This window comes from Streptococcus sp. sy018 (assembly GCF_007859185.1).
Classification (GTDB): Bacteria; Bacillota; Bacilli; order Lactobacillales; family Streptococcaceae; genus Streptococcus.
Window position 1 is genome coordinate 60,731 of record NZ_VOHN01000001.1, and the last position, 18,925, is coordinate 79,655.

Genomic DNA, 18,925 nt, shown 5'->3' on the forward strand with positions numbered 1-18,925 from the left:
ATGATTTTTAGATTATTTGTCTTTGTTAATTGTTTTGTCTAGCTTGTCTAATTGTTTAGCAGCAAAGTCGCGACCACCAAGACCAAATGCAAGGGCAAAAGCAACTGCAAGTGCAGACAAGATAATAGTAAAGGCAGATTGAACGATTGTTTGAGCAATGCCAAGTTGATCAAGTGTCATAAAGACAGCAAGAACAATCAAACCATAACGAACCAATTCAGCCAAGAACTTGTTGTTTGTTACTTTACCGAAGAAATCAGCCAAGATGTTACCACCAACAACAGCAGCAGCAAGAATCAACAACGAGCTAATGATAGCTGGTAGGAAAGCAATGATTGAGAAGCCGATTGTGTTAAGAACTTCCAAATTAAGAACAGCGATAGCTTGTACAAGGAAGAAGATAGCAAGAATACCACGGACAAGGTTAGCAATTACTTTTGAAAGTGAATAGCTTACTTTTTTCTCATCAAAGCTAAGGTATTTAGAATATTGATTGATTCCTGAAGTTTCAAGCAATTTTTCAACAAGGTTACCAATTAGTTTAGCAAGAAAACCACCGATAACCAGTAACAAAACTGCTGTGACAAGGTTTGGAATGAAACCAACAACTTGATCAAGTAGAGCAACGATTGGTTTAGACAATGCCGCTACACCAAGTGTATCAAGCGCAGTAGCCAAAATTGGTACAAAAATCAACACATAAACAATTGTTGAAAGAACATCAGCCAATTGTGCTTCGTTAGTAAGAGCAGTGTTGCTGTCTTGACCAAGAGCTTTTGTCATCCATTTATCAATCGGTAGGTTGATAATAAGGTTTTTAATCAAGTTTTTGATGAACTTGCAGAAATAAAAACCAAGGAAAAGGATGAAGCCTGCTGCAATGATGTTTGGAATGAAACCAAAGAACTCAGCAAACATGCTTGAAATTGGGTCAACAACACTTGCTACACCAAGTCCAGATAGAATAGCTGGTAGGAAGAAAAGAATAGTTGCGAAGTAGAAAACTTGACCAATTGTTTTGTTCAAGCCAGCTTCGTCAGTTCCTTCTTTTACCAAGCCCCATTTGCTAAGATAACTAACAGGTTTGATTGAAGCTAGTCCTTTGACGACTAATTTTCTAACCACATTAGCTAAAATAAGAGCTAATAGAATAAGTACAATCACGCGAAGAGCGGATGGCACATAAGAAACGATTTGTTGAACAAAACCGTTATCCAAAATAGATGTATTCATAATGACCTCCATAAAATTTTATGATACACCTTTATTTTATCAAAAAATAGTTAGAAACTCAAAAGATTTGTCTTTTAATTGTCATATAATGGTAAAGATTTTGTAAATCATGGTTTCTTGATAACAAATCATTAAAAATGGGGTATAATAGAACGAAAGTAACGTCTAGAAAGTAAGAGTCATGAAAAAAGAAATTGCTCCTGAACTTTACAATTATAATAAATTTCCTGGTCCAGAGTTTATTTGCCTAGAGCAGCTTGTTAAATCAGACGATTTAACTTTTGATTTGGTTGACAATTATCGTGATGCTTTTGATGCTCAGGTCTTTAGTCAACGTTTTTCGCCAATTTTATTAAAATATGACTATATTGTTGGAGATTGGGGAAATGATCAACTACGTCTTAAAGGCTTTTATCGACCAGAAAAAGCCCTAAATCATTTGGACAATATGAATCACTTGGAAGATTATCTAAAGGAATTTTGTAATTATGGTTGCGCCTACTTTGTTCTCTACAATCATCAACCTCAAGAAGCGATAGAAGAACCAGTTTTTATAAGTCAACGGCCTCGCAAAAAGTCTTATCGGTCACGGACAAGAAATAAGATTGGTAAAAAAGATAATAAATCATCTAATAAAGAGCAATATGAGGAGAGAAAACAAAACTTTGTTATTCGTCAGAAAAAAGGTTAAGTTGACAAGGACCTATCCGATTAGTCAAAAGGCAAAAGGAGTTTTACGGTTTTTATTGGGGCTTTATCTTATAGTCATTGCTTTGATGTGTTTTATTCCTCAGCCTACCATTAGTGGCGGCAAAACACCAGGGATTTTTTATGTTGGGCGTGTTCCTCTACTTTTAACACCATTTAATACCTTATTGCGTTTTTCTGAGATTACAGATGGTTTTAGTTTGATGTGGGTTTTGGGACAAAATCTAGCTAATATCTTTTTACTTTATCCTTTTTTCTTAATTTTCTTTTTTTGTATCCTTCTTATAGTTCCTACGCTAAGGCTTGGCGATTGGGACTGAGTTTTAGTTTATTGATTGAAGTAGGACAGATTTTATTAGACATTTTTTTTGATTTTAATCGTGTTTTTGAAGTGGATGATCTTTGGACCAACACTTTGGGTGCCATTTTAGCAGCTCTAAGTTACGCTATGCTAACGAAATATTATTGGTACAAGAAAGACAAATCTCGTTGATGACTTTTCGTAACAACCGAGGTTTGTTTTTTTATCTCTATGTATTGATAAATGACACGCTTTGGTGTATAATCAGTCAGTTATCTATTTTTATTTAGAAATGAAAAAAGGAGATACGATGAAAAGAAAGTTTTTTGAGACCAGTATCATTGGTCAGCTTTGGTGGTTTTTCAAGTTAGAAAAACGCCGCTACCTGATTGGGATTTTTTCCTTGAGTTTGGTATCTGTGATTAACTTGATTCCACCAATGGTGATGGGGCGGATTGTTGATCAGATTGCCAGTCGAAATTTGAGCCAACCAGCACTTTTGTGGCAATTGCTTTATTTGCTTTTAGCTGCTTTTGCGATGTATGGGCTACGCTATGTTTGGCGGATGTATATTTTAGGGACGTCGTATCGCTTGGGTCAAATCATGCGACAACGTTTATTTGAGCAATTTACCAAAATGGCGCCTAGCTTTTATCAGAAATATCGTACAGGTGACTTGATGGCTCATGCCACCAACGACATCAATGCCTTAACCAGACTTGCTGGTGGCGGTGTCATGTCAGCCGTAGATGCGTCTGTTACAGCCTTGGTTACCTTATTTACCATGTTTTTCAATATTTCTTGGCAAATGACCTTGATTGCTATCTTGCCGCTACCTTTTATGGCTTTTGCAACTAATCGTCTATCAAAAAAAATGCACGATAGTTTCAAATCAGCTAATGCAGCCTTTTCTGAACTAAATAATAGTGTTCAAGAAAGTGTATCGGGAGTTAAAGTTACCAAATCTTTTGGTTATCAAGCGGCAGAATTTGAGAGTTTTCAAAAAATCAATCAGGACACGTTTGAAAAAAACATGACAGCCATGAAATATGATGTCCTTTTTGATCCCTTAGTCTTACTTTTTGTTGGTGCTACTTATGTCTTGACCCTTTTAGTTGGTAGTTTTATGGTTGCCCAACAAAAAGTTAGTATTGGTGATATGGTTACATTTATTACCTACTTGGACATGTTGGTCTGGCCACTAATGGCTATTGGTTTCTTATTTAATATGACGCAGAGAGGTAAGGTTTCTTATGAACGCATTCAAATGCTCCTAGCTCAAGAGTCAGATGTGCAAGAAAGTGAGAAGCCGCAGACACAAATCAAAAATGGCCGCTTGGAGTATGCTATTGTCCAATTTGCTTATGAAGAACAAAAAACCTTGTCAGATATTTACTTTACCTTGGAAAAAGGTCAAACACTAGGTTTAGTTGGGCAAACTGGTTCAGGCAAGTCTAGTTTGATTAAAGCCCTATTGCGCGAATTTGATATTACGGATGGTGAAATTAAATTGGCAGGGCATAACATTAAAGACTATCGTTTGACAGATTTACGTTCTTTGATTGGTTATGTGCCACAAGATCAATTTTTGTTTGCCATGTCTATTGTCGATAATATTCGTTTTGCTAATCCAGACTTGAGTTTGGCTCAAGTTGAAGCTATTACTAAGTTGACTCATGTCCATGAAGATATTCAAGCCATGCCTGAAGGATTTGATACTTTACTTGGTGAAAAAGGTGTTTCCTTATCTGGTGGGCAACGTCAGCGAGTTGCCATGAGTCGAGCAATGATTTTGGATCCGGACATTTTGATTTTGGATGATTCTTTGTCGGCAGTTGATGCTAAGACAGAACACGCCATTATTGATAACCTAAAACAATCTCGTACAGGAAAAACAACTATCATCTCAGCTCATCGTTTGAGTGCGGTTGTTCATGCTGATTTGATCTTAGTTATGCAAGATGGTCAAATTATTGAGCGAGGTCGTCACGAAGACCTCTTAGCCCAAGGAGGTTGGTATGCAGAAACCTATGCGAGTCAACAGCTTGATTTAGAAGGAGGTAGCGATGACTTCTAAAAGCCAACAATGGCAGACCTTTAAAAGACTTTTATCTTATTTAAAACCTTATAAGTTGCTAACGTTTTTTGCTTTGTTATTACTTTTGATGACCACTATTGTTAAAAACGTGATTCCCTTGGTGGCTTCTAATTTTATTGATCATTTTTTAGGTAATCTTAATCAAACAGCCATGCTGATTTTAGTGGGTTACTATGGTCTTTATCTTTTACAGACGCTTTTGCAATATCTTGGAAATCTCTTGTTTGCCAAAGTTTCTTTCAGTATTGTAAGAGACATTCGCCGTGATGCTTTTGCTAATATGGAAAAGTTAGGCATGTCTTACTTTGATCAAACACCAGCAGGAGCTATTGTATCAAGAATTACCAATGATACTGAGGCAGTCAGCGAGATGTTTTCAGGAATCTTAGCCAATTTTGTATCGGCAATCTTTATCTTTGTCGTGACTTTTTATACTATGTTAAGCTTGAATGGTCGCTTGACACTCTTGGTATCCTTGCTTTTACCTTGTATTTTTATCTTGGTCACTCTTTATCGTAAATTGTCTGAACCTGTCATCTCGAAAACTAGAAGTCTTTTGAGTGACATCAACAGCAAGCTATCTGAAAGTATTGAAGGAATTAGCATCATTCAAGCCTTTCGCCAAGAAGAACGCCTGCGTCAAGAATTCTCAGACATAAACCAGGAACATATGACCTATGCTAATCGTTCAATGGCGCTAGATAGTTTATTTTTACGTCCAGCCATGTCATTGTTAAAATTATTGGCTTATGCCTTGCTTATGCTCTATTTTGGTTTAAGTTGGCAAGAATCCGGCGTGACGGCAGGTTTGATTTATGCTTTTATTCAATATGTTAATCGTCTTTTTGATCCTTTGATTGAAGTGACCCAAAACTTTTCAACGCTACAAACGTCAATGGTAGCAGCTGGTCGTGTTTTTGCCCTCATTGACCGCAAAGATTACGAACCCAGCCAATCAGCTAATGGGCCAATTATTACCCAAGGTGATATTGAGTTTAAGGATGTTAGTTTTTCTTATGATGGTAAGAATCAAATCTTGGATAAGGTGTCTTTCCGTGTGAAAAAAGGTGAAACCATTGCCTTTGTTGGTAGCACTGGTTCAGGTAAATCATCAATCATCAATGTCCTCATGCGCTTTTATGATTTCCAATCTGGTCAAGTCTTGATAGATGGTCGTGACATCAGAACCTACGATCAAGCAACCTTACGCCAAACGATTGGTTTGGTCTTGCAAGACCCGTTCTTATATCATGGTACCATCAAGTCTAATATTAAAATGTACCAAGATTTGACAGATGAAGACGTTAAAGCCGCAGCGAAATTTGTTGATGCTGACCAGTTCATTCAAAAACTTCCCAAAGGTTATGATGACCCTGTGACTGAGCGTGGTTCGACCTTTTCAACAGGACAACGGCAACTACTAGCTTTTGCACGAACAGTAGCTAGCCAACCTAAGATTCTCATTTTAGATGAAGCGACAGCTAATATTGACTCTGAAACGGAGCAAACGGTTCAAAAATCTTTGGAAAAAATGAGACAGGGCCGTACGACCATTGCGATTGCCCATCGTTTATCAACCATTCAAGATGCTAATTGCATTTACGTCTTAAACAAAGGTAAGATTATTGAGCAAGGGAGTCACCAAGAGCTTCTTGCTCTAGAAGGAACCTATCATCGCATGTATCAATTACAAACAGGTATGATGGATAATTAAATAAAAAATCTTAGATCACAGGATCTAAGATTTTTTGCTTTAGTCAACTTTGACAATCCAGCCTTCAGGAGCGTCCACATCGCCAAATTGGATACCAGTTAATTCTTCGTAAAGACGACGAGTGACAGGTCCGACTTCTGTTTCACTATAAAAGACATGGAAGTCTTCACCGATTTGTAGGCCACCGATTGGTGAGATGACAGCAGCCGTTCCACAAGCACCGGCTTCAACAAAGCGATCGAGTTCTGCGACTGGCACATCTCCTTCAATGGCTTTAAGACCAAGACGATGCTCAGCTAGATAAAGCAGTGAATATTTGGTGATTGAAGGTAGGATTGACGGGCTGAGTGGCGTGACAAATTCATTGTCTTTGGTGATGCCGAAGAAGTTGGCGGCTCCGACTTCTTCAATCTTGGTGTGTGTGGCAGGGTCAAGGTAAACGACATCAGAGAATTGACGTTCTTGAGCCAATTTTCCTGGTAGATAGCTGGCAGCATAGTTCCCCCCAACCTTTGCAGCACCAGTACCATTTGGAGCAGCACGGTCAAATTCAGTTGACACCAAGAAGTTAGTTGGGGTCAAGCCACCTTTGAAATAATTACCAACAGGCATGGCAAAGACGCAGAAGATGTATTCAGGTGCGGGCTTGATGCCGATAACATCTCCGACACCAATCAAAAGCGGTCTAAGATATAAGGTGCCTCCAGAACCATAAGGTGGGACATAGTCGGCATTGGCTTTTACAACAGCTTTGACGGCATCAATAAACATGTCAGTAGTAACAGGGGGCATGAGCAAACGACGTGCTGAACGTTGCAGACGCTCGGCATTCATATCAGGTCTAAAGAGTTGAAGTGAACCGTCTTTGGTACGATAAGCCTTCATGCCTTCAAAGGCTTGTTGCCCATAGTGAAGGCAGGGAGAACATTCAGAGATATTAAAGTCAGCATCTTCTGTAAGTTCTCCTTGTTGCCAAGCACCGTCTTTGTAACGTGCTACATAGCGGTAAGGTAATTTCATATAGGCAAAGCCAAGATTGTTCCAGTCTAATTGTGAAGCAGGTGTTGTCATAAGATAAATCTCCTTGATTGTTATTTTGTTTCAAACTTAAAGACTTCTGCAGAATAAAGTTTTAGTAATTTAGTGTAAACAAAGCGAGTGGCGATAGCGATAGCCAAAGGTAATAAAATCCAAACTACTGGTGCTAGGACAGGTGATAGTCCACCATTGATTGAGGCAAATAGACCGGTTAAACCGACAAGACCAAATCCAGCACTAGCAGGTGTTCCTGTGATATTAAAAAGAGGAACAAGTAGTGAGCAAAGGGCTGCCGTAGTGACGATATTGACATAAACGATAGGATTTTTGAAAACATTTGGCATCATCATTTTCATCGAAGCAAGGGCAACAGCGATTGTCACTCCAGGTTTATTAACAGTGAAAGAATGAACGACTAAGACCATCGTAGTTGCGGCCACTCCCATGGCAGAAGCACCAGCCGAGATACCAGTCAATCCAACGGCTAAACCGATTGCGACCGTTGAGATAGGTGAGACGATAAGGATGGCAAATGAGACACAGATTAACATACTCATCAAGTAAGGTTGAAGTTCTGTAAAGTTTTGGATAAGAACTCCGATTTGAGTGGTGATGCCTTTGACATGTGGAAGAGTGTAAAGACCAACTGTGGCTACCAAGGCAGATAGGATTGGTAAAAAGATGATATTGAGTGAGCCCAATTTGTCGCCAAGAGCAAGAAGAAGGGCAACAGTCAAGCTAGCCACTAACATGGCATTGATGATGTCACCAGTTCCAGCGGTAAAGAAAGAACCAGCTAGTGTTGTGGCAGTTTGGATGACTTCCTCACTTGCCTTACTATCTTGAAGTTGGCTCAATAATCCAGCTGCGACGGCTGATTTACTAGTTACTCCAGAACCAACATAGGTGGCAGCAGCAACGACACCGACTTTCAGCCCATCAAATCCGAATTGAAGCGCAATTAAGGCTCCCATTAAGGCAGGGATGGTAGCTTGAAAGAGGACGTTGGCTGAATGCCAAGTAGCTACAAAGCTGTTGCCTTGAAATAGGCTACTGGTTAAAAGAACAGCCAAGATGGCATTAGGAATAAGGCCGACGATTACGGCGATAGCAGTTCCGTTAAGAACTTTATTTAGAAATTGACCGACAGAAAGAGTTGATTTTGTTGCTGTCATAACAGTTTCCTTTCATTTGATAAAAAATTCACTATTAAATTTTGATAATAGAAAAGCCAATAGCTACAAAGTGAGTAGCTACTGGCTTTATCATACAAGTGTACAGAAAAAAGCGTTGCTATCCACTACTGATATAAACGTGTTCAACCATAATAATAAGAATAATAGCGACAACTAGTAGCATCATAGCAAGCTCCTTTCTAAAATTTGTTATTATCAAAATTTAATATATATTGTATTTTAGCAAAAACTTTTCAGAATGACAAGAGTTTTTTGAAAAATCAATTAAATTTTTCAAGAAATCATCAGATTAGTATGAAAATTGTACAGAAAAAAATGTATTTCAAAATCAGTTGACGAGCCTCAATAAAAGATTTACTTTACAAAGTTTGGATTATTTTGGTAAAATAGTAGAGATTATCACTGAAGGAGAAAAGATGTCTTATCTATTTGAAGTTTTGCCCAGTTTATTAAAGGGGGCTTTAGTAACTTTGCAAATTTTTGTGCTAGTGTTAGTTCTCTCCGTTCCTTTAGGAGCGATACTAGCTTTTGTGATGAAACTGAAAATTAAGTTTCTTAACTGGTTATTGACCATCTATATTTGGATCATGCGAGGAACCCCCTTGCTCTTGCAATTGATTTTCATCTATTATGTTTTGCCAAATGTTGGCATTACACTTGATCGGATGCCAGCAGCTATTTTAGCCTTCACATTGAATTATGCTGCTTATTTTGCAGAGATATTTCGTGGTGGTATTGAAAGTATTCCTCAGGGTCAGTATGAGGCGGCTCAAGTACTTAAGCTTAGTCAGTTACAAACTATTCGTTATGTCATTTTGCCACAGGTGACCAAGGTGGTTTTACCAAGTGTGTTTAATGAAGTCATTACTTTAGTTAAAGATTCGGCCTTAGTTTATACCTTAGGTGTAGGTGATTTACTTTTGGCGAGTAGGACGGCAGCTAACCGTGATGCCAGTTTAGTACCGATGTTTATTGCGGGTGCTATTTACCTGATTGTCATTGGTGGATTGACCTTGGTGTCTAAACAAGTTGAAAAGAAATATAACTATTACAAATAGGGAGACATCATGTTAGTGTTAAAACAAATTGCCAAGCGTTTTGGCAGTAAACAAATTTTTGAGAATTTTGACTTAACCATTGAAAAAGGAAAAACCTTGGCTATTGTTGGTCAATCTGGTGGAGGAAAGACCACTTTGCTTCGCATGTTAGCTGGTTTAGAAAGTATTGATAGTGGACAGATTTTCCATAATGGAAAAGAAGTAGGACGAGACTATTTCACTAAAAATCAATTGCTAGGTTTTGTTTTTCAAGATTTTCAATTATTTCCACATTTGACCGTTTTAGATAACCTAATCTTATCACCTGTTAAGACTCAAGGTATGTCTAGGGCAGCTGCGGAAACAAAAGCATTAGAGCTGTTAGAGCGTCTTGGTCTCTCTAATCAAGTTAAGAACTACCCTCACGCCTTATCTGGTGGTCAAAAACAACGGGTAGCCCTAGCCCGAGCCATGATGATTGATCCTGAAATTATCGGCTATGACGAGCCAACTTCAGCTCTTGATCCTGAATTACGTCGTGAGGTGGAACAATTGATTTTGCAAAATAAGCAAACCGGCATCACTCAGTTAATCATTACGCATGATTTAGACTTTGCTCAGCATATTGCTGATGATATTGTGAAAGTTTATCCCAAATAGAAAGAAAATGAGAACATGAAAAAACTCCTTGCAATAATAACTTTAGGTTTGAGCTTTCTTTTAGTAGCTTGTCAAACTAAAAATAGTACAAACTCAGCCATATCTACGGATCAATGGGCACGTTATGAAAAAGAAAAAACCATTACAATTGGATTTGATAACACCTTTGTTCCAATGGGCTTTGAAGATGAGTCAGGTCAGAATGTTGGCTTTGATATTGATTTAGCTAATGCCTTGTTTGAATCTTACGGGATTAAGGTTAAATGGCAGGCGATTAACTGGGATCTAAAAGAAACTGAATTAACTAATGGTAAGATTGATTTAATTTGGAATGGTTATTCCATGACGGATGAACGTGCGAAGAAAGTACTGTTTACCAATCCTTATATGAATAACGAGCAAGTCTTGGTAACTAAGAAGTCATCTAAAATTAACTCTTTTGCTGAGATGAAAGATAAGGTTTTAGGTGTACAGGCAGGCTCTTCTGGTTACGATGCCTTCCAAAATAATCCACAAGTCTTAAAAGATTTGGTCAAAGATCAAGATGCAACCCAGTATAGTACCTTTACAGAAGCCTTGATTGACTTGAAAAATGACCGTATTGATGGGCTATTGATTGATCGTGTTTATGCTAATTACTACTTGCAAAAAGAAGGGCAACTAGATCAATATAACATTATTGCTAGTGAATATAGTGGTGAAGATTTTGCAGTAGGTGCTCGTCAAGCAGATAAGACTTTAGTTGATAAAATCAACCAAGGTTTCAAAAATCTTTATCAATCAGGTGAATTCCAGAAAATATCAGATAAGTGGTTCGGTGAAGACATTGCTACTGAGCAAGTAAAAAATTAGTCAATTTAATATTTCTTAAACTATCTTCTAAATTTTTAGAAGGTAGTTTTTCTAATAATAAAATTAAAAGGGTGTCAAGTTTTTTTCTTGACACCCTTTTTTACTTGTGTTATACTGTTTTAAGTAAGGGGGAGTTTCCCTTAAATAATAAAGAAATAGAAAAGAGATTTTACACATGGCAGTAAAAATTCGTTTGACTCGTATGGGTTCAAAGAAAAAACCTTTTTATCGTATTAACGTAGCAGATTCACGTGCACCACGTGATGGTCGTTTCATCGAAACAGTTGGAACTTACAACCCACTTGTAGAAGAAAATCAAGTTAGCCTTAAAGAAGAGCGTGTTCTTGATTGGTTGTCAAAAGGTGCTCAACCATCTGATACAGTACGTAACCTATTTTCAAAAGCTGGCGTGATGAAGAAATTCCACGAACAAAAATTTTCTAAATAATTCTTAGCCTATGGACACGATTGAAAATCTTATTATTGCGATTGTGAAACCTCTGATTTCACAACCAGATAAACTTGTTATCAAAATACAGGATACTCCCGAATTTTTGGAATACCATCTTGATTTGGATGCCCAAGATATTGGTCGTATTATCGGTAGAAAGGGGCGAACGATTTCTGCAATAAGATCGATTGTCTATTCCGTGCCAATTCAAGGTAAGAAAGTTCGTCTAGTGATTGATGAAAAAACAAATTAAAACAGCTCTTGGGAGCTGTTTTTTCTTGGTTAGACTGGTCTTTTTAAGCATATCATGATAGAATAAAAAGACAATAGTTTACAGATATTAGGAGATGGCATGAATTATTTTAACGTTGGAAAAATTGTTAACACACAAGGTTTACAAGGTGAACTAAGGGTTTTGAGTGTGACTGATTTTGCAGATGAACGTTTCAAAAAAGGAAGTCAGTTAGCTCTTTTTGATGCCAATGATCACTTGGTTAAAACCGTGGAAATTGCTAGTCATCGTAAACATAAAAATTTTGACATTGTTAAGTTCAAAGACCATTATCACATCAATGAAGTGGAAAAATATAAGGAACATTTTCTTAAAATTGCCGAAGAAGATTTGACCGATTTGGAAGATGACGAATTCTACTACTATGAAATCATTGGTCTTGAAGTCTATGAACAAGACAATTACATTGGTGAAATCAAAGAAATTTTACAACCAGGAGCCAATGATGTCTGGGTGGTGAAGCGTCAAGGGAAACGTGATTTGTTATTACCTTATATTCCATCAGTGATTCTTGAGGTGGATTTGGCGTCAGGTAGAGTAGCTGTTGAATTGTTAGAGGGTTTAGATGATGAAGATTGATATCTTAAGCCTTTTTCCAGAAATGTTTTCGCCTTTAGAACATTCTATTGTTGGCAAGGCGAGAGATAAGGGACTGGTCAGAGTGACCTATCATAATTTTAGAAATTATGCTGAAAAAGCACGCCATGTGGACGACGAGCCTTATGGTGGTGGTCAAGGGATGTTATTAAGAGCACAGCCGATTTTTGACGCTTTTGATGCTATTGACAAAAAAAATCCACGAGTGATTTTGTTGGATCCTGCCGGTCGTTCCTTTGATCAAACTTACGCTGAAGAATTAGCCCAAGAAGAAGAATTGATTTTTATTTGTGGCCATTATGAAGGTTATGACGAAAGAATAAAGACCTTGGTGACAGATGAGATTTCTTTGGGAGATTTTGTCTTGACAGGAGGAGAATTGGCAGCCATGACCATTATTGATGCCACAGTTCGTTTGCTTCCATCAGTTATTGGTAAAGAGGTTAGTCATCAAGATGATAGTTTTTCATCTGGTTTATTGGAATATCCTCAATATACACGTCCTTATGATTATCAAGGTATGGTGGTTCCAGATGTGCTGATGAGTGGTCATCATGAAAATATCCGTCAATGGCGTCTGAAAGAATCATTAAGAAAAACTTATTTACGCCGTCCGGATTTGTTGGAAAATTATCAGCTGACAGCAGAAGAAAGTCAATTATTAGAAGACATAAAAAAAGAAACCTTTGAATAAAAGGTTTCTTTTTATGTTAGTTGTACTGAAAATTAGTAAAGTTTAAGTGGAGCTGCTTCAGAAGGTAGTGGAGATGGGTATGGATTGTGACGAAGTGTTGTATTCTTAACATCTTCGATAGTTTGTTTACCAGCCAATTGCATAACCATCTTCAATTCATCTGTCAATTTATCAAAGACTTGACGAACACCGACACTACCACCAAGTGCTAAACCATAGATAACAGGACGTCCTACAGCAACAAGATCAGCACCAGAAGCAAGAGCTTTGAAGACATGTTGACCACGACGTACACCAGAGTCAAAGACGATTGGAACGCGTTTGTCAACAGCTTCCGCAACCTCTTGAAGTGAGTCAAATGTTGCAGGTCCACCATCCAATTGGCGACCAGCATGGTTAGTTACCCAGATACCAGAAGCACCAGCATCAAGAGCTAGTTTAACATCTTCTTTACATTGTGGGCCTTTAACATAAACTGGTAAGCCAGAGTATTCTGCGATAAACTCAACATCACGTGGTGATAGGGCTTGTTTTGCTGATTTGTAAATGAAGTCCATTGATTTACCAGCACCTTGTGGTAAGTATTCTTCAACGATTGGCATACCTACTGGGAACACATAGCCGTTACGAGCATCTGTTTCACGGTTACCACCAACAGTAGCATCAGTAGTAAGAACAATAGCTTTACATCCTTCTGCTTTTACACGATCCATGATGTTACGGTTGATGCCGTCATCTTTACTCATGTAAAATTGGAACCAGTGTGGTGATCCGTTAAGAGCTTGTGAAATTTCTGGAAGGTCTGCTGAAGCATACGAACTTGTTGTATAAATAGTACCGTAGTCGCTAACACCTTTTGCACAAGCTACTTCACCTTGAACGTTAGCCAATTTTTGAGCCGCAACAGGTGGCATGATAATTGGAGAAGTTAACTTATCACCATCAAATACAGTGCTTGTGTCAGGATTTTCAACGCCACGTAAGGTTTCTGGAACGATCAACTTATGATTGAAGGCACGAATATTTTCGTACAAAGTAAACGTATCCCCTGCACCACTAGCGATGTAACCAAAAGCACCTTTTGGAATAACATGTTGTGCCATTTTTTCTAAATCATAAAGATTATAAAAAGTAATAGGGCCCTCAGCCGTGCTTGTATTGAAAGTCATACACTTTCCTCCTAATATAAATAAATTTGGTAACGCTTTCACGTTTATATTGTTATCTTATCACGAAAAAAACAGCCTGTCAACAGATTAGCTTATGGAATTTTCAAATTATTTTTTTCACAATTTTTCATTTAAGATGAGGCTTTGAATTTGTGTTATACTAGAGAAGTTGATAAAGAAATTGGAGATGATTATGAACGATAAGACGATTGTTGATATTACCATTGTTGGTGGTGGGCCAGTGGGTTTGTTTGCGGCTTTTTATGCTGGACTTCGAGGTTTACATGTTAAGATTATTGAGAGTTTGGCAGACCTAGGGGGTCAGCCAGCTATCCTTTATCCTGAAAAATTGATTTATGACATTCCTGCCTATCCAGCTATATCTGGTAAAGAGTTGGTAGAACAGTTGTTAGAACAACTGGAACGTTTCAAGGAAACAACTGAAATTTGCCTAAAAGAAGAAGTTAAGACTTTTGAGAAAGTTGGAGATTATTTTCTTATTGAAACAGATAAGGCACAACATCAGTCTAGGACCATTATTTTAGCTTGTGGCAATGGTGCCTTTGCTCCTCGTAAACTTGGTTTAGAAGGAGAAGAAAACTATGCTGAACAAAATCTCTACTATCATGTTAAACATTTGGAGGACTTTGTTGATAAAGATGTGGTCATTTGTGGTGGTGGTGATTCGGCAGTTGATTGGGCTAATAGTCTGGCAGATTTGGCGAAATCAGTGACCTTGGTTCATCGTAGAGATGCCTTTAGAGCTCATGAGCATAGCGTTGCTGCCTTGGAACAATCTAAGGTTGAGCGTTTAACACCTTATTTGCCTATTGAATTACTAGGTGACGGTCAACAACTTAAATCCTTGAGGGTTCAGAAAGTTAAGGGGGAAGAAGTCCTTGATTTGCCACTAGATGCCTTGATTGTCAGTTTTGGTTTTTCAACCTCAAATAAAAATTTGAAAAATTGGAATTTAGAGGCCAAACGCTCTAGTGTTTGTGTGTCACCCTTGTTTGAAACCAGCCAAGAGGGCATTTACGCTATTGGAGATGCTGCTAGTTATGATGGACGAGTGGATTTGATTGCAACAGGATTCGGTGAAGCTCCGATAGCCGTCAACCAAGCCATCAACTATATCTATCCTGATAGGGACAATCGAGTGGTTCATTCCACTTCTTTGATTAAATAAAAAGAACTGGAAGTTATTCCAGTTTTTTATTTACCAAGCAAAAGCCTGCGTCGGTTCTTGTAGATGGGTTAACCAGTTTAACCGACTAATATGACAAAGGCTGACCGAAATTCCTGTCATATCAAGGCTAGTCATGTATTTACCAACCTTAACCAAAGGAATGTCCAAATCTTCGATTTCAAGTAGTTGTTTGATGTCGTTGAGAAAAATTCCCATTTCTAAATCGGTAGTCGTGCCAAGGTTGTTAACCAACAGGATAAATTGATCATGTGGATTCCAATGAAAGTGTAATTTCAGTTTGTTGATGATTTCAATAGCTAATTTTTCAGAGGATTCAAAAGGAACAATTCGATAACCTTCTTCACCATGAATGCCACTACCATAAGAAATCAATTCTTTTTCTAAATCAAATAAGGGAAGGGCAGCTCGTGGTTTGGTTGATGATTTGGTCGCAAAGCCAATGGTGGCAATTTTTGTTGCTAATTCAAAACCTTCTTGTTCCAATTGTTCTAATGTTGCCCCTTGATGTGCCATACTGCCTAAGATTTTATGGAGTAAAACTGTGCCAGCCAGTCCTCTCCCGCGAATTTGAAAGGGATGATTGGGAATAATAGAAATGTCATCATGTGAAAGAATGTATTTGACAGCGTGCCCATCAGCCTTAGCTTTTTGAATGGCCTGTTTAAAGACGAGGCAATCAGCTTCAAAATTTTTGATAATGACAAATACGCCATGCCCTTTGTCAAGGAATCGAATGGCTTGATAGATGTCTTTGGCACTTGGTGGTGTAAAGATAGGGCCATAAATAGCAGCCGTCAGCATACCTTGTCCAACAAAGCCGATATGCGCAGGCTCGTGCCCAGTTCCTCCACCTGATAGAATAGGAACAGTTTTGTCATCATGATTTTTGTGATAAATCAAAGGCAGATTAGGGTGTTTTTCTAGGTGTGGATAAAGGCTTAAACAACCGGCCAAGTAGTCGGAAATAATATTTTCCTTATGATTATGAATAAAGGGCATAATAATCTCCTAATCTATCGCACAAATTTCACTAATTAAGTAGTCTGGTTTGGGCAAGGCTTGTTTGTGATGAAGAAAGTCCTTGATGGTTTGCGCTAGGGCATGACTATGATAATGTTGATGAAAATCTAAAAACTGCGGGTCAGCCATTTTTGCTGATGTGGCATATTCTTTAATAATTTTTGTCACCAAAATCTGACAATAGCCGACAAAATAGTCGTAAAAATTATTTTGCCCTCTGCTATCAAAGAGTTGAAGATAAAAATAGCGTTCCTGTTCAAAATATAAAAAGAGTTCCATCAACAGTTGACGCCCAGAAATGAAGTCTAGGTTATCAGTAATACGTTCTTGCAATTCACTTTCAAAAATCCAGTCCATTAGCTGATACTTATCTACAAAATGATTGTAGAAAGTTTGACGTCTAATCTTGGCCAGTTTCATAATATCAACAACAGAAATGGTTTGGAAATCCTGAGTAGCCAAGAGATTTTTGAAGGCTTTAGCAATACGTTTTTTGGTAATCAAAGATGATGTCATGGCAAACCTCCCAAAAGACCTAGTTTAATCTTAACAAAATTTGAACGAAAAGCTAGTCTAAAAAGATTAAAAGGGACAAATTAAAAAAATTGTCCCTTATCTTATGATCTTGAAATGAGTATAATGAAAGTGTTAATACATGATTACTTATGCTAAGGAGGAATTTATCATGAAAAAAATTATCAATCAGCCTACAGATGTTGTCAATGAGATGATTGAAGGGATTGGTTTTGTCCATTCTGATTTGTTGGAACGTTTAGATGGTTATGATGTGCTGGTGCGTAAGGCAGAGAAAAAAGGACTGGTTGGTCTTATTTCTGGTGGTGGTTCAGGTCATGAACCGTCTCATGCTGGTTTTGTTGGAGAAGGGATGTTATCTGCTGCGGTCTGTGGAGCGGTCTTTACGTCACCAACGCCAGATCAGATTTTAGAAGCCATCAAGGCAGCTGATGAAGGCGCGGGAGTCTTTATGGTCATTAAGAATTATTCTGGTGACATCATGAATTTTGAAATGGCGCAAGAGTTGGCAGAGATGGAAGGGATTGAGGTGGCAAGTGTCATTGTTGATGATGACGTAGCAGTAGAAGATAGCCTTTATACCCAAGGACGTCGTGGCGTGGCAGGCACCCTTTTTGTTCATAAAATTTTAGGTCATGCGGCGCGTGAAGGTAAGTCATTGGCAGAAATGAAGGCTTTGGCAGACGAATTAGTGAAAAATATTAGAACCATTGGTTTAGCCCTATCTGGAGCAACTGTGCCAGAAGTAGGTAAACCAGGCTTTGTTCTTGCGGATGATGAGTTTGAATATGGAGTAGGGATTCATGGCGAGCCTGGCTATCGTAAAGAAAAAATGCAACCGTCAACAGTCTTGGCAAAAGAATTGGTTGACAAACTCTTGTCCGATTTTTCAGTGACAGAAGGTCAAGAATTTGCCCTTTTAATCAATGGCTTGGGAGCGACTCCTTTGATGGAACAATATGTGTTTGCTCATGATGTTGCTAATCTTTTAGCCGATAAAGGCATTAAAGTGGTTTATAAGAAACTAGGGAATTATATGACGGCCATTGATATGGCAGGCTTATCTTTGACCTTGATGAAATTAGAAGCTGACTGGTTAGAAGCCTTGAACAGTCCAGTTAATACACCAGCTTGGTAGAAAGGAGTAGTGGATGAAAGTAGCAGAAGCATTAGCTTGGATGACTCATTTTAATGAAAAGATTCAAGAGAATAAGGATTACTTGAGTGAATTGGATACTCCGATTGGGGATGGAGATCATGGGGGAAATATGGCGCGTGGGATGGCTGCTGTCATGGAAACCCTCGATCAGAAAGTATTTGCCAGCACAGGTGAAGTATTTAAGACCGTTGGTATGCAATTGTTGAGTAAGGTTGGTGGTGCGTCAGGTCCTCTTTACGGCTCAGCTTTTATTGGCATGAGTAAAGCTAGTGATGAAGAAAATGTGGTTAAACTTTTAGAATCAGGCCTTGAGATGATTGTCAAAAGAGGAAAAGCGAGTCTGGGTGAAAAGACCATGATTGATGTGTGGCAACCAACTATTGAAGCGTTAAAAATGGGCGATTTAAGTGTCGAGAAAGTTTATGCTTATGCAGAGCAAACAAAAGAATTAGTCGCAACTAAAGGGCGTGCCTCTTACTTGGGTGAACGTTCTGTGGGTCATCTTGACCCAGGTTCCTATTCGTCAGCCTTGCTATTTGATTCGCTTTTAGAAGTGGTGGTGGCTAATGACTGATTTGGGTATTGTACTGGTTTCTCATTCTAAGGACTTGGCTCAAGGTGTGGTTAATCTCATTAACCAAGTGGCAAAAGATGTGCCTGTGACCTATGTTGGTGGCTTGCTTGATGGTAGTATCGGTACTAGTTTTGAACAAATTGAAGCGATTGTGGCAGACAATCCTTGCTCGCAACTCTTAGCTTTTTATGATCTAGGCTCAGCTCGAATGAATTTAGAAATGGTCGCAGATTTATCAGACAAGACCTTGCTTATTCAAGATGTGCCAGTTTTGGAAGGGACCTACGCTGCAGCAGCACTTTTACAAGCTGGAGTTGGCTTAGAAGACATTCTTGAACAACTAAAAGATTTGATAATCGTAAAATAAACGCAGCAAAAAAGACGATTT

22 protein-coding genes are annotated in these 18,925 nt (G+C 38.3%); 16 read left to right on the forward strand and 6 right to left on the reverse strand.

Annotated elements, in window-relative coordinates:
- Positions 1-12: 12 nt before the first annotated feature.
- On the reverse strand, positions 13-1,233 hold the full coding sequence (locus FRX52_RS00355) for a mechanosensitive ion channel (protein ID WP_146494840.1): 1,221 nt from the start codon (positions 1,231-1,233) through the stop codon (positions 13-15).
- A 181-nt stretch (positions 1,234-1,414) separates the two neighbouring features.
- Between FRX52_RS00355 and FRX52_RS00360 the strand changes: the two genes are divergently transcribed.
- The 5 genes from FRX52_RS00360 to FRX52_RS00375 all read left to right on the forward strand — a co-directional run bounded on the left by FRX52_RS00360 (position 1,415) and on the right by FRX52_RS00375 (position 6,054).
- Complete coding sequence (locus FRX52_RS00360) at positions 1,415-1,924, forward strand: YutD-like domain-containing protein (RefSeq protein WP_146538082.1); 510 nt, start codon at positions 1,415-1,417, stop codon at positions 1,922-1,924.
- A gap of 1 nt (position 1,925) precedes the next feature.
- On the forward strand, positions 1,926-2,261 hold the full coding sequence (locus FRX52_RS05495; RefSeq protein ID WP_261378929.1) for a hypothetical protein: 336 nt from the start codon (positions 1,926-1,928) through the stop codon (positions 2,259-2,261).
- On the forward strand, positions 2,252-2,434 hold the full coding sequence (locus FRX52_RS05500; RefSeq protein WP_261378930.1) for a VanZ family protein: 183 nt from the start codon (positions 2,252-2,254) through the stop codon (positions 2,432-2,434). Before FRX52_RS05495 ends, FRX52_RS05500 begins: the two co-directional genes overlap by 10 nt.
- 118 nt (positions 2,435-2,552) lie before the next feature.
- Positions 2,553-4,319 carry an ABC transporter ATP-binding protein gene (locus tag FRX52_RS00370; RefSeq protein WP_146538083.1) on the forward strand — a complete coding sequence of 589 codons (1,767 nt, stop codon included), beginning with the start codon at positions 2,553-2,555 and terminating at the stop codon, positions 4,317-4,319.
- The gene (locus FRX52_RS00375) at positions 4,309-6,054 is read left to right on the forward strand and encodes an ABC transporter ATP-binding protein (RefSeq protein WP_146538084.1); all 1,746 of its coding nucleotides are present in this window, start codon (positions 4,309-4,311) and stop codon (positions 6,052-6,054) included. The genes FRX52_RS00370 and FRX52_RS00375 overlap by 11 nt, the downstream gene beginning before the upstream one ends.
- Positions 6,055-6,093: 39 nt before the next feature.
- Here FRX52_RS00375 and FRX52_RS00380 read toward each other — a convergent pair whose 3' ends face one another.
- Together FRX52_RS00380 and FRX52_RS00385 are read right to left on the reverse strand one after the other, a co-directional pair.
- The gene (locus FRX52_RS00380) at positions 6,094-7,125 is read right to left on the reverse strand and encodes a branched-chain amino acid aminotransferase (RefSeq protein WP_146538085.1); all 1,032 of its coding nucleotides are present in this window, start codon (positions 7,123-7,125) and stop codon (positions 6,094-6,096) included.
- A 20-nt stretch (positions 7,126-7,145) separates the two neighbouring features.
- A complete protein-coding gene (locus tag FRX52_RS00385) occupies positions 7,146-8,267 on the reverse strand; it encodes a PTS sugar transporter subunit IIC (protein ID WP_146538086.1) in 1,122 nt (373 codons plus the stop codon).
- A gap of 437 nt (positions 8,268-8,704) precedes the next feature.
- On the opposite strand from FRX52_RS00385, the gene FRX52_RS00390 reads away from it, so the two are divergent.
- The 7 genes from FRX52_RS00390 to trmD all read left to right on the forward strand — a co-directional run bounded on the left by FRX52_RS00390 (position 8,705) and on the right by trmD (position 12,871).
- Positions 8,705-9,346, forward strand: a complete 642-nt coding sequence (locus tag FRX52_RS00390; RefSeq protein ID WP_146459838.1) for an amino acid ABC transporter permease — start codon at positions 8,705-8,707, stop codon at positions 9,344-9,346.
- A gap of 9 nt (positions 9,347-9,355) precedes the next feature.
- Positions 9,356-9,985 carry an amino acid ABC transporter ATP-binding protein gene (locus FRX52_RS00395; protein WP_146459840.1) on the forward strand — a complete coding sequence of 210 codons (630 nt, stop codon included), beginning with the start codon at positions 9,356-9,358 and terminating at the stop codon, positions 9,983-9,985.
- A gap of 15 nt (positions 9,986-10,000) precedes the next feature.
- A complete protein-coding gene (locus FRX52_RS00400; RefSeq protein ID WP_146538087.1) occupies positions 10,001-10,837 on the forward strand; it encodes an amino acid ABC transporter substrate-binding protein in 837 nt (278 codons plus the stop codon).
- 175 nt (positions 10,838-11,012) lie between these two features.
- Positions 11,013-11,285 carry a 30S ribosomal protein S16 gene (gene rpsP / locus FRX52_RS00405; protein ID WP_146459844.1) on the forward strand — a complete coding sequence of 91 codons (273 nt, stop codon included), beginning with the start codon at positions 11,013-11,015 and terminating at the stop codon, positions 11,283-11,285.
- Positions 11,286-11,295: 10 nt separating this feature from the next.
- Positions 11,296-11,541, forward strand: a complete 246-nt coding sequence (locus FRX52_RS00410; protein ID WP_146459845.1) for a KH domain-containing protein — start codon at positions 11,296-11,298, stop codon at positions 11,539-11,541.
- A 99-nt stretch (positions 11,542-11,640) separates the two neighbouring features.
- Positions 11,641-12,159 (forward strand): ribosome maturation factor RimM, encoded by a 519-nt coding sequence (gene rimM, locus FRX52_RS00415; RefSeq protein ID WP_146538088.1) that lies wholly within the window; start codon positions 11,641-11,643, stop codon positions 12,157-12,159.
- The gene (gene trmD / locus FRX52_RS00420; protein WP_146460735.1) at positions 12,149-12,871 is read left to right on the forward strand and encodes a tRNA (guanosine(37)-N1)-methyltransferase TrmD; all 723 of its coding nucleotides are present in this window, start codon (positions 12,149-12,151) and stop codon (positions 12,869-12,871) included. Before rimM ends, trmD begins: the two co-directional genes overlap by 11 nt.
- A 32-nt stretch (positions 12,872-12,903) precedes the next feature.
- Here trmD and lctO read toward each other — a convergent pair whose 3' ends face one another.
- Positions 12,904-14,040: an L-lactate oxidase gene (gene lctO / locus FRX52_RS00425; protein WP_146538089.1), complete on the reverse strand. Its 1,137-nt coding sequence runs from the start codon at positions 14,038-14,040 to the stop codon at positions 12,904-12,906.
- A gap of 193 nt (positions 14,041-14,233) precedes the next feature.
- Here lctO and FRX52_RS00430 point away from each other — a divergent pair, with 193 nt between their 5' ends.
- A complete protein-coding gene (locus tag FRX52_RS00430; RefSeq protein WP_146538090.1) occupies positions 14,234-15,229 on the forward strand; it encodes an NAD(P)/FAD-dependent oxidoreductase in 996 nt (331 codons plus the stop codon).
- 30 nt (positions 15,230-15,259) lie between these two features.
- Here FRX52_RS00430 and dhaQ read toward each other — a convergent pair whose 3' ends face one another.
- Positions 15,260-16,249, reverse strand: a complete 990-nt coding sequence (gene dhaQ, locus FRX52_RS00435) for a DhaKLM operon coactivator DhaQ (protein ID WP_146538091.1) — start codon at positions 16,247-16,249, stop codon at positions 15,260-15,262.
- Between the two features lie 9 nt (positions 16,250-16,258).
- Positions 16,259-16,786: a dihydroxyacetone kinase transcriptional activator DhaS gene (gene dhaS, locus FRX52_RS00440; protein WP_146459853.1), complete on the reverse strand. Its 528-nt coding sequence runs from the start codon at positions 16,784-16,786 to the stop codon at positions 16,259-16,261.
- A 169-nt stretch (positions 16,787-16,955) separates the two neighbouring features.
- On the opposite strand from dhaS, the gene dhaK reads away from it, so the two are divergent.
- The 3 genes from dhaK to dhaM are packed head-to-tail and all read left to right on the forward strand — an operon-like array spanning position 16,956 to position 18,904.
- Positions 16,956-17,942 (forward strand): dihydroxyacetone kinase subunit DhaK, encoded by a 987-nt coding sequence (dhaK, locus tag FRX52_RS00445; protein WP_146538092.1) that lies wholly within the window; start codon positions 16,956-16,958, stop codon positions 17,940-17,942.
- A gap of 13 nt (positions 17,943-17,955) precedes the next feature.
- Positions 17,956-18,537: a dihydroxyacetone kinase subunit DhaL gene (gene dhaL / locus FRX52_RS00450; protein ID WP_146538093.1), complete on the forward strand. Its 582-nt coding sequence runs from the start codon at positions 17,956-17,958 to the stop codon at positions 18,535-18,537.
- Positions 18,530-18,904 carry a dihydroxyacetone kinase phosphoryl donor subunit DhaM gene (dhaM, locus tag FRX52_RS00455; RefSeq protein WP_146459860.1) on the forward strand — a complete coding sequence of 125 codons (375 nt, stop codon included), beginning with the start codon at positions 18,530-18,532 and terminating at the stop codon, positions 18,902-18,904. The genes dhaL and dhaM overlap by 8 nt, the downstream gene beginning before the upstream one ends.
- The last annotated feature ends 21 nt before the right edge of the window (positions 18,905-18,925 follow it).

What these genes read in the sequence shown, in the direction of transcription:
- FRX52_RS00395 (WP_146459840.1), top strand. Translation starts at nt 9,356, where the DNA reads ATGTTAGTGTTAAAACAAATTGCCAAGCGTTTTGGCAGTAAACAAATT.
- FRX52_RS00430 (WP_146538090.1), top strand. Translation starts at nt 14,234, where the DNA reads ATGAACGATAAGACGATTGTTGATATTACCATTGTTGGTGGTGGGCCA.
- dhaS (WP_146459853.1), bottom strand. Translation starts at nt 16,786, where the DNA reads ATGACATCATCTTTGATTACCAAAAAACGTATTGCTAAAGCCTTCAAA.
- FRX52_RS00380 (WP_146538085.1), bottom strand. Translation starts at nt 7,125, where the DNA reads ATGACAACACCTGCTTCACAATTAGACTGGAACAATCTTGGCTTTGCC.
- FRX52_RS00390 (WP_146459838.1), top strand. Translation starts at nt 8,705, where the DNA reads ATGTCTTATCTATTTGAAGTTTTGCCCAGTTTATTAAAGGGGGCTTTA.
- FRX52_RS00410 (WP_146459845.1), top strand. Translation starts at nt 11,296, where the DNA reads ATGGACACGATTGAAAATCTTATTATTGCGATTGTGAAACCTCTGATT.
- FRX52_RS00355 (WP_146494840.1), bottom strand. Translation starts at nt 1,233, where the DNA reads ATGAATACATCTATTTTGGATAACGGTTTTGTTCAACAAATCGTTTCT.
- dhaQ (WP_146538091.1), bottom strand. Translation starts at nt 16,249, where the DNA reads ATGCCCTTTATTCATAATCATAAGGAAAATATTATTTCCGACTACTTG.
- dhaM (WP_146459860.1), top strand. Translation starts at nt 18,530, where the DNA reads ATGACTGATTTGGGTATTGTACTGGTTTCTCATTCTAAGGACTTGGCT.
- FRX52_RS00385 (WP_146538086.1), bottom strand. Translation starts at nt 8,267, where the DNA reads ATGACAGCAACAAAATCAACTCTTTCTGTCGGTCAATTTCTAAATAAA.
- dhaL (WP_146538093.1), top strand. Translation starts at nt 17,956, where the DNA reads ATGAAAGTAGCAGAAGCATTAGCTTGGATGACTCATTTTAATGAAAAG.
- FRX52_RS00370 (WP_146538083.1), top strand. Translation starts at nt 2,553, where the DNA reads ATGAAAAGAAAGTTTTTTGAGACCAGTATCATTGGTCAGCTTTGGTGG.
- trmD (WP_146460735.1), top strand. Translation starts at nt 12,149, where the DNA reads ATGAAGATTGATATCTTAAGCCTTTTTCCAGAAATGTTTTCGCCTTTA.
- FRX52_RS00375 (WP_146538084.1), top strand. Translation starts at nt 4,309, where the DNA reads ATGACTTCTAAAAGCCAACAATGGCAGACCTTTAAAAGACTTTTATCT.
- rimM (WP_146538088.1), top strand. Translation starts at nt 11,641, where the DNA reads ATGAATTATTTTAACGTTGGAAAAATTGTTAACACACAAGGTTTACAA.
- FRX52_RS00400 (WP_146538087.1), top strand. Translation starts at nt 10,001, where the DNA reads ATGAAAAAACTCCTTGCAATAATAACTTTAGGTTTGAGCTTTCTTTTA.
- rpsP (WP_146459844.1), top strand. Translation starts at nt 11,013, where the DNA reads ATGGCAGTAAAAATTCGTTTGACTCGTATGGGTTCAAAGAAAAAACCT.
- dhaK (WP_146538092.1), top strand. Translation starts at nt 16,956, where the DNA reads ATGAAAAAAATTATCAATCAGCCTACAGATGTTGTCAATGAGATGATT.
- lctO (WP_146538089.1), bottom strand. Translation starts at nt 14,040, where the DNA reads ATGACTTTCAATACAAGCACGGCTGAGGGCCCTATTACTTTTTATAAT.
- FRX52_RS00360 (WP_146538082.1), top strand. Translation starts at nt 1,415, where the DNA reads ATGAAAAAAGAAATTGCTCCTGAACTTTACAATTATAATAAATTTCCT.